Annotated in this window: 8 protein-coding genes and 1 tRNA gene; 8 read left to right on the forward strand and 1 reads right to left on the reverse strand. The window is 57.2% G+C overall.

What is annotated here, in order from left to right; genetic code table 11:
- The first annotated feature begins 21 nt into the window (after nucleotides 1–21).
- Nucleotides 22–1,263 carry a DUF6599 family protein gene (locus AC5S3R_RS06330; protein ID WP_494266170.1) on the forward strand — a complete coding sequence of 414 codons (1,242 nt, stop codon included), beginning with the start codon at nucleotides 22–24 and terminating at the stop codon, nucleotides 1,261–1,263.
- 587 nt (nucleotides 1,264–1,850) lie between these two features.
- Here the strand turns inward: AC5S3R_RS06330 and AC5S3R_RS06335 are convergent.
- Nucleotides 1,851–2,126 carry a hypothetical protein gene (locus AC5S3R_RS06335; protein ID WP_494266171.1) on the reverse strand — a complete coding sequence of 92 codons (276 nt, stop codon included), beginning with the start codon at nucleotides 2,124–2,126 and terminating at the stop codon, nucleotides 1,851–1,853.
- 92 nt (nucleotides 2,127–2,218) lie between these two features.
- Between AC5S3R_RS06335 and AC5S3R_RS06340 the strand changes: the two genes are divergently transcribed.
- From AC5S3R_RS06340 to AC5S3R_RS06370, 7 genes are all read left to right on the forward strand, one after another.
- Nucleotides 2,219–2,294: transfer RNA gene (locus AC5S3R_RS06340), tRNA-Thr, on the forward strand.
- 394 nt (nucleotides 2,295–2,688) lie between these two features.
- Nucleotides 2,689–3,675 (forward strand): Ig-like domain repeat protein, encoded by a 987-nt coding sequence (locus tag AC5S3R_RS06345; RefSeq protein WP_494266172.1) that lies wholly within the window; start codon nucleotides 2,689–2,691, stop codon nucleotides 3,673–3,675.
- Between the two features lie 57 nt (nucleotides 3,676–3,732).
- Nucleotides 3,733–5,760 carry an alpha/beta hydrolase domain-containing protein gene (locus AC5S3R_RS06350; RefSeq protein ID WP_494266173.1) on the forward strand — a complete coding sequence of 676 codons (2,028 nt, stop codon included), beginning with the start codon at nucleotides 3,733–3,735 and terminating at the stop codon, nucleotides 5,758–5,760.
- 310 nt (nucleotides 5,761–6,070) lie between these two features.
- A complete protein-coding gene (locus AC5S3R_RS06355) occupies nucleotides 6,071–7,063 on the forward strand; it encodes a tetratricopeptide repeat protein (RefSeq protein WP_494266174.1) in 993 nt (330 codons plus the stop codon).
- Nucleotides 7,064–7,617: 554 nt separating this feature from the next.
- Nucleotides 7,618–10,665 carry a S53 family peptidase gene (locus AC5S3R_RS06360; protein ID WP_494266175.1) on the forward strand — a complete coding sequence of 1,016 codons (3,048 nt, stop codon included), beginning with the start codon at nucleotides 7,618–7,620 and terminating at the stop codon, nucleotides 10,663–10,665.
- A gap of 108 nt (nucleotides 10,666–10,773) precedes the next feature.
- Complete coding sequence (locus AC5S3R_RS06365; RefSeq protein WP_494266176.1) at nucleotides 10,774–11,940, forward strand: acyl-CoA dehydrogenase; 1,167 nt, start codon at nucleotides 10,774–10,776, stop codon at nucleotides 11,938–11,940.
- Nucleotides 11,941–12,061: 121 nt separating this feature from the next.
- The gene (locus tag AC5S3R_RS06370) at nucleotides 12,062–13,777 is read left to right on the forward strand and encodes a M1 family metallopeptidase (protein WP_494266177.1); all 1,716 of its coding nucleotides are present in this window, start codon (nucleotides 12,062–12,064) and stop codon (nucleotides 13,775–13,777) included.
- Nucleotides 13,778–13,831 lie beyond the last annotated feature (54 nt).

Raw genomic sequence — 13,831 nt, forward strand, 5'->3', positions numbered from 1 at the left:
GTCTGATGAGTGGAGAGATGGATGCATAAGTTTGTACTTTTTGCCGCTGCTGCGTTTGCGGCTGGTTCGACGATGGCGATGGGACAGGCTCAGAAGCCCGCGCCGCAGGTGCAGACTGCTGTGCCTCCGAAGGCTGTTCCGCAGAAACCTCTGTTGCCTTCGGCGTTTGCGGGGTGGGTGAGTGAGGAGGCTCTGAAGAGCGTGGCGGATGTGGCTGCGGTTGACGGTGCGAATGCGGCTGCGCTGAAAGAGTACGGCTTTACGGGCGGCGCTACGGCTACCTATAAGCGCGATGGCGAGACGCTGACGGTGAAGGCGCTCCAGTTTCCGGATGTGAGCGGGGCGTTTGGGGCTTACTCGTTTTATCGCGATGCGAAGTGGCCGAAGGAAGAGATTGGGCAAGGCGCGGCTTCCAATGGGAACCGCGTGGTTTTCTGGAATGGGACTACGGTGGTGGATGCGACGTTCTCGAAGGTGAGGGCGGAGTCTGGTTCGGAGCTGCGCGAGCTGGCGGAAGAGTTGCCGCAGGCGAAAGGGAACAAGGCGCTGACGCCTCCTGTGCTGGATTTGCTGCCTAAGACGGGTGTTGGTGATCCGGGGCAGAAGACGCATTACGAGAAGGTTCCGAATGGGATTAAGCTGGTGCCGGGCGCGGGGCTGCTGACGCGGCTGGAGACGCTTTCTCCGCGCTATGCGCTGGGCGCGGTTGGCTATGCGGGTTCAGGCGGCGTGCTGCCTGCGGAGCTGGTGGGCTTTGAGATGGATGCCGAGGCGGTGACGGCGAATTACTCGCTGAGCTCGGGGCCGGCGGTGCTGACGTTGATTTCGTATCCGACGCCGCAGATGGCTACGGCGGCGGAGGGGAAGATTCGGGCTTACATCCAGGCGGGGGTGCAGAAGGCCCAGCCGCCGTTTACGCAGGCGCTGAAGGACTCGGACCAGGCCTCGCTTGAGGTGCGGCGCACGGGACCGGTGGTGGCGCTGGTGAGCGGCGATGCGGTTCCGGATGAGAGCCACAGGCTGCTGGAGTCGGTGCACTACTCGTCGGATTTGACGTCGATGCCGATGCCGGGGATTTCCGATGTGTCGAAGACGGGAAGCCTGCTGATGAATATCGCCTACTTTGTGGCGGTGGTGGGCGGAGCGGCGCTTCTGCTGGGGCTGGTGTTCGGCTTTGGCCGGGCGTGGTGGCGCGTGGCGCATGGGAAGACGGCGTCGTCGATGTATGAGGCGGAGTTTACGCGGTTGAATTTGAAGGACTAGGTTTCCTGCCCCAATCGGAATGCGGTAACGGGTAGTATCAGTGCGCTCGGTTTCGCTGGAGACTGGGTAATGAGGTATCTCTGCATGCAATACGCAGGCCATTGACAGGAGGAAATCCTGTGGAAAACCGGATGAAAACCTATGGAAATACCGGGAAAACCGTGTAAATTCAAGAGAATAAACGGCGAAGACGCGGAAATTATGCTCCCATTTCGGGAAAATGGGAGTTGATTGTAAGTCATTGATTATATTGTAGATATTTCTTTCTGGAATTGTTCTTGACACGCCGAATCTGCGAACCTACTATGCAGCCAGAAAGTTCTGATGGCTTTGCCTCCGTTGGAACTATTCTCCCTAAGGAAGGAGCTGCCCTGTTGCCGGGCGGCTCTTTCCGTTTTTAGAGGCAGGGACTAGGAACATAGGGACTAGGGATTAGAAAAGGCGACTGCAAGGGCAAAAGTAACTGCAGATCTTATGGTGAGTTGGCTTTTGTGGTATCCCATGTCTCCAAAAGAAGGAGACATGGGGAACCCGGCTTTGGTGGGACACGATGGGTTGTGTGACGTGGCCAAGGGTTCTTCTAGTCCCTATGTTCCTAGTCCCTGTTTCACCATGCCGAAGTCTGCGAGCATGGCTCGGAGGACTACGAGGATGGTGACGGTGACGGCGGCCCAGATGCAGGTCCAGAAGCCGAGACGGTTGAAGGAGACTACGAAGGCCTGGTCGTGGTAGTGGAAGCCGAGGCCGAAGTGGTCGGGGAGCATGGCGCGGATGGCTACAGCGAGAAAGATTCCGCCGGCCCATACGAAGGCGATGCGGAAGGCGAGGACGAGGGTTTGCGCGATGACGGTTTGCGATGGCACGAAGGGTTCCTCTTTCGGGATGCGGAGTGCGTGCAATCTGTTAAGACCCAACTTTACCGAAATGGCTGCTAACGGTACAATCGAATGAGTACGCCGACGTAGCTCAGCTGGTAGAGCAACTGATTCGTAATCAGTAGGTCACCGGTTCAAATCCGGTCGTCGGCTCCATGTACAGCGCAAATTCTTTGTTCTCAGCCGAGAGCTAAGAATGCGAAGAGATTTTGAGACGATCAGGCGAAAGACCAATGGCTTTATAGCCATTGGTCTTTCGCTTTTTGTGCTTCACAAGTATCCCAGCAGGGTAAGTTAAGTGGGCAGATTCAGGCATAAGGTCCGGGGCTAAAGCCCCTATCTCTATCTTTCCGGCTTTTCAGGGGCCTGAAGGCCCCTGCTCCCTCCGGCTGGTCTTTCCTTGTTTGTTGGGATAGTCACCAAGAGAATTCAGGAGTCTGCTGCGCTGTATGGCCGATAAGAGGAGATTTGCGAGCTATCGCCGGGATTTTTCCGTCTAGTGAGACAGAGGGGTTGATGCAAGACACCTCGTTTCACGAAAAGGCACGGAATGGGATCGAAGATTTTTGGCGGCAGATGGTGGAGCCTGGTTTTTCTTGCGGCGCTGACAGCGCTAACTCTGGCAGTTTCGGGCTGCTCCGGTTTTTGGGACCCGATTGCCGGGACTACTACCAGCACAGTTACGCTTACTTCGTCTGCCACTTCGGTGGAAGTGGCGGCTAGCGTTACGTTGACGGCGACGATTTCCAGCACGTCGGCGACGGGAACGGTGGAGTTTCTGAATGGAAGCACGTCGCTGGGCACGGCAACGTTGAGTGATGGCGTGGCAACGCTTACGACCACGTTCAGCACGGCTGGAACTTATTCTCTGACTGCCTATTATGAGGGAGACACGACCTACGCTACGAGCACGTCGAGCGCTGTTTCGCTTACTGTGAGCGCGAGCCTTCTTTCTACAACTACTACGCTTACTGCGTCGAGTACTGCGCCGACCACGGCGGATAGCGTTACGCTTACGGCTGCTGTTTCGCCTACGGCAGCAACGGGGACGGTTACATTTTATGACGGCAGTACGTCGCTGGGTACCGGGACGCTTAGCTCGGGCAAGACTACCTATGCCACAACGTTCGCTGCCGGAACGCACTCGGTGACGGCCAGCTACGATGGCAGCAGCAGTTATGCCTCCAGCACGTCGAGCGCGGTCTCGATTACTTCTACGACGGCTTCTTCCGCGAGCGTGCAGTATACGTCGATTGTTGTGAGCGCTGGCAGCAGCACTACGCTTGCTGCGGGAGATAGCGTGGTGCTTACGGCTACGATTTCTGATGTGGATGCTACGGGGAAGGTCCGGTTCTATGATGCCTCGACTTCTCCGGTGAGCTTGCTGGGGACGGCGACGCTTGATTCCGGTACGGCATCGCTTCCGGTGACGTTTGCAACTGCGGGTACGCACCAGATTATGGCGAGCTACGCAGGGGCGAGCGGGTATGCCGTCAGTACATCCAAGGACGCGTTGCCTCTCATTATCGAGAAGTGAGAATCGCCTGCTGAGCGCCTGCGTTTGGAGAGGCATTATGAGTGGTAGGCTACGGGCATGCTTGGGAAACTTGTCCGCTTGTCTTCGTTGCTGCTGATTGTGGCGTCTGCACAAACTCTCTTTGCCCGCGTGGAGCGGGTGGAGGTTCGCTCGCGCGAGGATGTGCTGGGCGGGAAGAGCTTTGGCGATGCGGGGGCGTACGAGCGCCTGCGCGGGACTGTCTATTTTGCTCTGGCAGTAGATAACAAGCACAATGCTGCGATTGTGGATTTGAAGAATGCGGCGAACCTGCGCGATGGCAAGGTGGAGTTTGCCGCGGATTTTGTGGCGCTGAAGCCGAAGGACCCGAAGAAGGGCAATGGGTCGATGTTGCTGGAGAATCCGAACCGGGGGCATAGCGGGATTTTGCGGCTGGTGGATGGCGGCGATTGGGACGCTGAAAAGAGTGCTGGGGATGGGTGGCTGCTGCAGCAGGGCTTTACGTTTGTGGCGCTGGGGTGGCAGTGGGATGCTCCGGCGGGTAAGGATGTGCTGGGCTTTCAGGCTCCTGTTGCGAAGGAGAATGGCAGGACGATTACGGGGTTGCTGCGTGGGGACCTGATGCCGTCGAAGGTGATGGCGGAGATTCCGCTGGGGCATCTGATTGTGGGCAATATAGGCGGCACGGAGTATCCGGTGAGCGCTCCGGAGGATGCGCGGAATGTGCTGACGGTGCGGGATTCGCGCAATGCGGCGCGGACGGTGATTCCGCGGGCGGAGTGGCAGTTTGCGCATACGGTGGATGGGAAGCTTGTGCCGAGTGACAGGTTCATTCATCTGAATGGCGGGTTTCAGCCGGGGAAGATTTACGAGTATGTGTACGTGGTGCAGGACCCGGTGGTGGCGGGCGGCGGGTTTGCGGCGATGCGGGATTTTGCATCGTACGCGAAGCATGATGTGGATGCGCTGACGCCGGTGGAGCGCGTGTATGGGCAGGGGATTTCGCAGAATGGACGGTTTCTGCGGGATTTTCTTTATGAGGGATTCAATACGGATGAAGAGGGCAGGATTGCCCTTGATGGCGTGCTGGCGCATGTAGCCGGGGCTGGGCGAGGGAATTTCAATTACCGCTTTGCGCAGCCTTCACGGGATTCGCAGCCTACTTCCTCCGTGGATTATCCGGTGGATGTTTTTCCGTTTACCGATGAGCCTGAGACGGACACTGTGACGGGTGAAAAGGGCGGGTTGCTGGACAAGTCTGTCGCGGATAAGACGGTGCCGAAGATTTTCTTCTCGAACACTTCGTATGAGTATTGGGGGCGGTCGGCGGCGCTGATTCATGTGAGCGCGGATGGGAAGCGGGACGCGAAGATTTCTGACAATGTGCGGATTTATCACTTCACGGGGTTGCAGCATTTTTCGGGGCCGTGGCCTCCGGAAAAGGGGCGGAGTGATTTGGATGGGCAGGAGCCGCAGTCGCCGCTGGTGGTGCGGTATTTCTGGCGGGCGATGATTGCCAATATGGATGCGTGGGTGCGGAAAGGGACGGAGCCTCCGCCGAGTAGTCATCCGCGGATTGCGGATGGGACGCTTGTGCCACTGGATAAGTGGGCGTTTCCTAAGCTGCCGGGTGTGAATCTGCCGCATGAGGCGAATGCGGGTGAGCGGCTGGATTTTGGGCCGGAGTGGAAGCGCGGGATTGCGACGATTGAGCCGCCGAAGATTGGGCCGGCGTTTCCGGTGCTGGTGCCGCAGGTGGATGCGGATGGGAATGAGAAGGATGGAGTGAGGCTGCCGGAGATTACGGTTCCGCTGGCTACGGTGACGGGGTGGAATCTGCGCGACCCCGCGATTGGCGCGCCGACGGAACGGTTGCCGTTTGAGGGTTCGTGGATTTGGTTTGCCAGGACGGCGGAGGAGCGGAAGTTGGCGGGCGATCCGAGGTTGTCGATTGCGGAGCGGTATGCGGATGAGGCGGATTATCTGAAGCGGTATGGGGCGGCGGTGGATAAGTTGATTGCGGAGCGGTGGATTTTACCGGAGGACCGCGAGGCGGTGATGGAGCGGGGGAAACTGGAGTGGGAAAAGGCAGGGAGTAGGGATTAGAAAACAAAGGCAACGGCAACTGCACGTCTGTCGCTTCGCTGAAAAATACTTTGCTCAGGATGACAAGCTGTTTTTGGGGTAGAGCTAGCAGATGAGAGTGGGGATTGGCGGTTAGAAGTGTCTCATGAACCAAAAAAGGCACGTGTTATCCACGTACTTTTTGCGTGTGTTTTAATTCCGGACGGCTTATCCACGCGTATTCTTGGCATAATCGCTGCAAGAGCGGTTCCTCCTGTCCATCGGTCAACGTGCGGGCGGAACGTATCCATTGAGATACGGACGCCTGACATCACCAGGGGAGCTAAGACGAGTGAGCCAGTACCTTCGCCGCCCAGACAGTGGTAGTCAGGCCGTAGCTTGCCGGGATTTCAGCCGCGAGGACGTGCTTCGGATTCTCCAGATTCCTCAACATCAATTGCAGAGCTGGGAACGTGCCGGGTTGATGCCGGTGCGGAAGAAGTACAGCTTTCAGGACCTTGGACAACTGAGGACGCTGCGTTCGCTGCGCGCCGAGGATGTTTCTGTCGCTTCGATTCGCAGCTCGCTGGCTGCCATGCAGGCGGTGAGCGGGATGGCGAATCCGCTGAGCGAGGCGACGGTGGTGCGGAAGGGCAAGCAGCTTATCTTCCGGCATCATGGCGAGGTGATGGACCCGATCCGGCGGCAGCTTTGCTTTGATTTCGATGGCGGAGCGAAGCAGGCGGTGGCGGTGAAGGCTCCGGTGCCGATGCGGAAGGCGGCCCAGTCGCGAGCGCAGGAGATGTTTCTGACCGCGGTGCAGGCGGAAGAGGCCGGCGAAAAGAAGAAGGCGATGGGGATTTACGAGGAGATATTGGCCTCGCACCCGGAATATGCCGCGGCTTATATCAATTTAGGCACGATTTACTTTCATCTGCGGCAGTATGAGAAGGCCGAGGAGCTTTACCGTCGGGCTACGGTTGCCGATCCGGAGTATGTGCTGGCGTTCTTTGATTTGGGCAATGTGCTGGATGAGCTGGAGCGGCTGGATGAGTCGATTACTGCTTACCGGCAGGCGGTGGCTCTTTCGCCGCGCTATGCGGATGCGCACTACAACCTGGCGCTGGCGTTTGAGCGCAAGGGTGAGCGGCGGAATGCGCTGCGGCACTGGCAGGCCTATGTGAAGCTGGACCGCAATGGTCCGTGGGCGGAGCATGCGCGGGGGCAGATTCATAAGCTGCTGCGCGGGGAGAAGCTTTCGATTGCCTGGCGGACGGAACGGTTTGTGGCGCGGGGTAAGGGTAGGGCGGCGCTGCGGCTGGAAAAGGCAGGGGACAGGGTATAGGGTGCGGGGTACAGGGGTTTTAGATACACGGCGAAGGCTATAAAGGGCCGAAAAGCTGTAAAGAACTAAACGGCAGAAGCATAAAAGACAACCGCAGATCCTTCGCTCCGCCTACCCCACGAACGATGAAACTGTTCGCGGGGCCCAAAGAGTTTCGCTCAGGATGACACCACCTAATTTTGTGAGAGAACGGGGATATGGGGGCTTACAGTTGAGGTTTCCCACCCTCGCGACAGGAAAAAGTCGCAAGGATGGGGCACGGGAACTGCATCTCACCCTGTTCCCTGCTTTTCTGCAATTTACTTTCCAATGTCGCGAAAAAGAGGGTGGCTGCCACAACTTTGTGGGGGAAAATGAGTCTATGAAGTCGGTGGCCCATGGGGAAAGTGTCCCTGGGGGCTGCTGTTGTTTCACGTTTTCTGAGGCCAGGCGGGTATGCGCCGGGAATGTTGAAGCCCCCTTCGGCTGCCTGCATGTACGATGTATCGGGAGAGGTTCGGAAAGAGCACCTTTCTTCCTCTACACTTCTTAGAACGACATACAAGGAAGCCCCCATGAAGAGAATGTTCGCGATTGGCAGGCAGAAGCAGTCTTCGCTCCTGAGCCTGTTGGCGGCGTGTGCTTTAGCGGCAGGTTCGTTGAGCGCGCAGAGTGTCAGGCCCCGCATTCAGACAGAGATCAACACCAACCAGCCGAGCGTTCTTAAGGGCTCCCTGCACCCGCTGGCGCAGAGCCGGTTTGATGTGGGACGCATGCCGGGTAACACCGAGTTGCATGGCATGACGATCTTTTTCAACCGCTCGCAGGCGCAGGAAGCGGCTCTGCAGACGCTGATTAAGGCGCAGCAGAATCCAACTTCTCCGCAGTATCACAAGTGGCTGACGCCGGAGGAGTTTGGCGCGCAGTTCGGCATGGCGGATGCGGACGTGGCGAAGGTTGAGAGCTGGCTGGAGTCGGAAGGCTTCAAGGTTACCTCGGTAAACCATGCAAAGAATGCGATTCACTTCTCCGGTACGGCGGCGCAGGTGGAGCGGGCGTTTGCTACGGAGATGCACGTCTATAGCGTGAACGGAGAGAAGCATTTTTCGGCTTCGACGGCGCTTTCGGTTCCGGCATCGATTGCCGGTGTGGTGACAGGGGTGGAGAATCTGCATGACTTCCATCCACGGCCTGCGCATGTGCATGCTCCGGTGCATGTTCGCGCGAAGTCCACCGGCGTGAAGGGCCAGTACACCACCTGCGGCGACCAGGATTGCACCACGTCCAACCAGGGTGTTTTCTTTGCTCCGGGCGACATCAAGATTGCGTATGACGTGAATTCCCTGATTAGCGGGGGAAACAACGGCGCGGGCCAGGTGATTGCGATCATGGGCCAGTCGGCGGTTCAGCTTTCGGATATAGAGAACTTTCAGCAGGCGGCGGGGCTGGCGGTAAAGGACCCGCAGATTACGCTGGTGCCGGGCACGGGCGATTCTACGTTGAATCCTGGCTGCCAGAACGGCGGCAGCTATACCTGCGGCGGCGATGAAGGCGAGAGCGACCTGGATTTGGAGTGGGCCGGGGCGATGGCTCCAGGCGCGACTGTCAATTTTGTTTACACGGGCGGCGATTTGACGAACGGCGTCGCGACGTACGGCGTTTTCGATTCGTATCAGTACGCGGTGGATAACCAGATTGGCAACATCATCAGCATCAGCTATGGCACATGCGAGACAGAGCTGGCGCAGTCGGACTATAGCGCACTGGAATCGATAGGCGAGCAGGCAACTACACAAGGGCAGACGGTGCTGGTGGCTTCCGGCGACTCGGGTTCAACGGCGTGCGAGGGCTTTACGGATCTGAGCGCATCGCAGCAGTCGGCGCTGGCGGTAAGCTATCCGGCATCGAGCGCGTATGTGACGGCTGTGGGCGGTACGGAGATAACGGCTGCGAATACAGCGGTGGGGCAATACTGGTCGGCTGCTTCCAGCAGCGATACCGGCGGCGTTGCGCTAACCACGGCACTCTCCTATATTCCCGAGATTGCGTGGAATGACGACGACTTTACGTATGGCGGGGAGACCTACCAGAATCTGAGCGCGAGCGGTGGCGGTATCAGCACGTTGACTGCGCGGCCAAGCTGGCAGACTGGCGTGACGGGGATTCCGTCGGGCAGCTTCCGGCTTGTGCCGGATGTGGCGCTCTACTCTTCGCCGAATTTTCCGGCGTACCTGTTCTGCTCAAGCGACCCTAGTGACTGGAATCCAGGCGATGGCACTGTGAATAATCCGGGGCAGACGGCGAGCTGCGGTGCGACGAATGGGGTCTACGAATTTTTCGACAACTCTGGTTATGGCTACTTTACGGCAGCCGGCGGCACGAGCTTTGCCACGCCGATTTTCGCGGGCATGCTGGCAATTGTGAACCAGGCGAAAGGCTACACGACTGGACAAGGGCTGGTGAATCCGGCGCTTTATACGCTGGCGGCGAATAGCTCGACGTATGCTTCGGCTTTCCATGACGTGACAAGCGGGAACAATAACTGCACGGGCGGCTCGAAGTACTGCGGAAGCCAGACGGGCGGCTATTCGGCGGGCACGGGATACGACATGGTGACGGGCCTTGGCTCGGTGGACCTGGCGAACCTGGTGACGTCGTATACGGGTAGCAGCACGACGGCGATTAGCACCACGACGACGGTGACGCCTGCGAGTACGACGCCAACGGTAGGAGCCAATGACACGATTACGATTTCGGTTTCTGCGGCTTCTGGCTCGGCGGCTCCTACCGGCACTGTGACCGTGAAGATTGATGACACAGCGGTGACTGGTTCACCGTTTAACCTGACTGCGAGCGGCACGGCGGCAACGGCTTCCTTTGCGGCTACGTTCGCGGCTGCGGGCGCGCACACGATTACGGCGAACTACACTCCCGCTGACGCGACCTTTGCGAGCTCGACGGGAACAGCGACGGTGACGGCGCAGGCAACTAGCTCGGGTACGGGCAAGATTGCGGTTGCGGCAACGCCGAGCACGCTGACGGTTAGCCAGGGCAGTTCCGGCACAGAGAACCTGACGGTGACGGGCAGCAATGGCTATTCGGGCACGACGACGCTGAGCATTGATTTTGGTTCGGCTGACAATAGTCTCGGAAACCTGTGCTATGGCTTTGGCTCGGGTCTGGCGGCACAGGGAACGGTGACGATTGGTACGGCGAATGGCTCGGGAAGCACGACGCTTCAACTGGATGCTAATTCTGCAGATTGTCCAACGGAAGATGTGTCTAAGGCATTACGCCTTAAACCGTTGAGGGCGCTATTTACTCCGAAGAATAAGTTAAAAGCGCAAGATAATTTTCGTAATCTTTTTCCGGAAGGCGTCACATTTGCTGGCCTGCTGATGATTGGTTACTTGGGGCGACGGTCACGGAAGCTGCGTGGGCTGGTTGCTGTGCTGATGCTGGCTACGGTTGGCATGGCGATTTCGGCTTGTGGTGGCGGCAGCGGCAGCGGTAATACGCCTTCCAACCCGCCGAAAGGAAGCTACACCGGAACCATTACGGCTGTGGATACGGCGACTTCCTCTATTACTTCAACCACTACGTTTACGTTTGTGATTGATTAACTAAGCAGGTAAGAAACGAACGGCGGGCGCTTGATACGCGCCTGCCGTTTTTGTTTGGAGCCAAGTGTGCATTGGCTTTGATAGACTCCGGGCCGGAGGTTATATATATTGACTCATTCTGCTGTTTCTCCCCTTACACAACTTAGCGAAGAGGAAGAACTGTTTTTCTCGACGGTGCAGAAGTTTGCTGAAGAACGCATTGCGCCGGAGGTGCGTGCGATGGATGAGGCGCAACAGATGGCTCCTGCGCTGGTGAAGGAGATGTTTGCGCTGGGGCTGATGGGGATTGAGATTCCTGAGATGCTGGGCGGCGCGGGTGGCAGTTTCTTTGATGCGGTGCTGGCGATTGAGGCTATCTCTACTGTTGATCCTGCAGTTGCTGTGCTGGTGGATGTGCACAATACGCTGGTGGTGAATGCGATTCGGAAGTGGGGGAGTGAGAGGCAGCAGAAAAAATGGTTGCCGATATTGGCTGCGGGCGCTGTGGGTGCGTATGCGCTGAGTGAGGCAGGGTCGGGATCGGATGCGTTTGCGTTGCAGAGTCGTGCGGAGAACGTGGAGGGCGGTTTTCGGCTGAGTGGACGCAAGCAGTGGATTAGCAATGCTCGCGAGGCGGGGCTGTTTCTTGTGTTTGCGAATGCTAACCCTGAGGAGGGCTATCGCGGCATTACTGCGTTTGTGGTGGAGAAGAATTCGGCGGGCTTGAGTGTGGGACACAAAGAGGACAAGCTTGGGATTCGCGCGAGCAGCACTTGCGAGTTGAGCTTTGATAATTGCGAAGTGCCTGCGGCGAACGTGCTGGGAGAAGTGGGCAAGGGATACAAGATTGCGATTGAGACGCTGAATGAAGGGCGTATTGGGATTGGCGCGCAGATGCTGGGGCTGGCCGAGGGTGCGTGGAAGCATGCGGCGAAGTATGCGCAGGAGCGGAAGCAGTTTGGGAAGGTGATTGCGGAGTTTCAGGCGGTGCAGTTTGCGCTGGCGCGGATGGCGACAGAGATTGAGGCGGCGCGGTTGATGGTTTATAACGCGGCTCGGCTGAAAGATGCGGGGCAGGCGTATGTGAAGGAAGCAGCGATGGCGAAGCTGTTTGCTTCCGAGGTGGCCGAGCACGTGGCTAGCGAGTGCGTGGAGATTTTTGGCGGCAATGGATTTGTGCGCGATTATCCGGCGGAGAAGTTTTATCGCGATGCCAAGGTGGGGAAGATTTACGAAGGCACGAGCAATATGCAGTTGATGACGATTGCGAAGCAGGTGCTGAGTGGCGCTCGCTGAAAAGCGGTTTGGAAAATCTTAGAGCAGAACAAAACGCGATGGAGAATCTTGCAGCTCTCCATCGCGTTATTGCGTGCGAAGATGTATACAACAGGAGCAAAACTGAATGAGGGATGCTGGGATGATGCGGATTGGTTCGCTCGTTGTGATGGCTTGTATGGGGTTTTCGCAGGTGCTGATGGGGCAGGCTGCTCAGGGGACAACGCAGGCACAGAAGAAATCGGATGCCAATTCCAAACAGGAGAAGCCGAAGCCGCGTGTTCGTCCGAATGATGCGGGTGCGCCGGTTCCTACGCGGGAGCAGATGCTGCGCGGGGCTTATGGGCCATATCGTGAGAACAACGACTTGCTTTATTACCATCTCGATATTCGCGTGGACCCGGCGAAGAAGTGGATTGGTGGGAAGAATACGATTCGCTTCAAGATGCTAAAGAATGGGGAGCGCATTCAGCTTGACCTGACGGACAAGTTGAACATCGACAAGATTGTGATGGGGGATGCGACGCTCAAGTATGAGCGTGACGGCAGCGCGGTGTTTGTTGATTTTCCGAAGACGCTGATTGCGGGGCGCGAGTACTCGATTGACTTTTATTACTCGGGGAATCCGCTGGAGACAGGGCGGTTTGGCGGGATTACGTTCAAGAAGGACCCGAGCGGGCATGACTGGATTAACACTGCCTGCGAGGGGATTGGCGCGAGCGTGTGGTGGCCGAACAAAGACCAGTGGCAGGATGAAGTCGAGAACATGGACATCAGCGTTGCGATTCCGAATGGGCTGACGGATGTTTCCAATGGGAAGTTTGTGGGTAAGACCGATCTTGGCGATGGCTACACACGGTGGGATTGGCATGTGAGCTATGGCATCAACAACTATGATGTTTCGCTGAATATTGGGAACTATGTTCACTTTGCCGATACGTATGGAACGGAGCCTCTGGATTTCTGGGTGTTGCCGGAGGATCTGGATAAGGCGAAGGCGCAGTTTGCGCAGGCGAAAGGAATGATTGAGGCGTATACGCATTACTTTGGCGAGTATCCGTTTATCAAGGATGGGTACAAGCTGATCCAGGCGCCGTATACGGGCATGGAACACCAGAGTGCGGTGACGTACGGGAATATGTTCAAGAACGGGTATTATGACCGTGACTGGACGGGTGTGGGGATTAGTCCGTGGTTTGACTTCATCATCATTCACGAGAGCGGTCATGAGTGGTTTGGTAACAGCATTACGGCGAAAGACCCGTCGGATATGTGGATTCACGAAGGATGGGACACGTATCTTGAGAGCCTGTATGTGGAGTACCGGTGGGGCAAGGCGGATGCTATCAAGTATCTGACCGGATATAAGCCGAAGATTTATAACCTGCGGCCGATTATTGCGGAGCGCGGCGTGAATGCGGAGCCTACGGAGGACCAGTACTTCAAGGGCGCGCTGATGTTGAATACCCTGCGCAGCGTGGTGGATGATGATGCGAAGTGGTTTGCGTTGATTAAGGGGATGTATCAGCACTTTCAGCATCAGCAGATTATGACGGAAGATATTGTGTCGTATTTCAACCTGCACACGGGGATGAATCTGACGCCGATTTTCAACCAGTATTTGCGGCAGTCGCGGATTCCGCGGCTGGAGTTGCTGTTTGGTGAGTCGAAGAATTTAGTCGGGTATAAGTGGGATGCGGATTACGATGATTTTGCGATGCCGGTGAAAGTGGGTACGCCGGATCATTGGCAGGTAATTCATCCGACGACAAAGTGGCAGTGGATGGAGTCGCCGCTGAGCAAAGATAATTTTCAGGTGGCTGGGGATTACTACTACATTGATGTGAATAAGCAGTAGTTGTGTGGGTGAAACGAACGGCGGGGGCTGAAGCCTCCGCCGTTTTCTTTTATA

It is taken from the genome of Occallatibacter sp. FHG110214_02 (genome assembly GCF_059115385.1).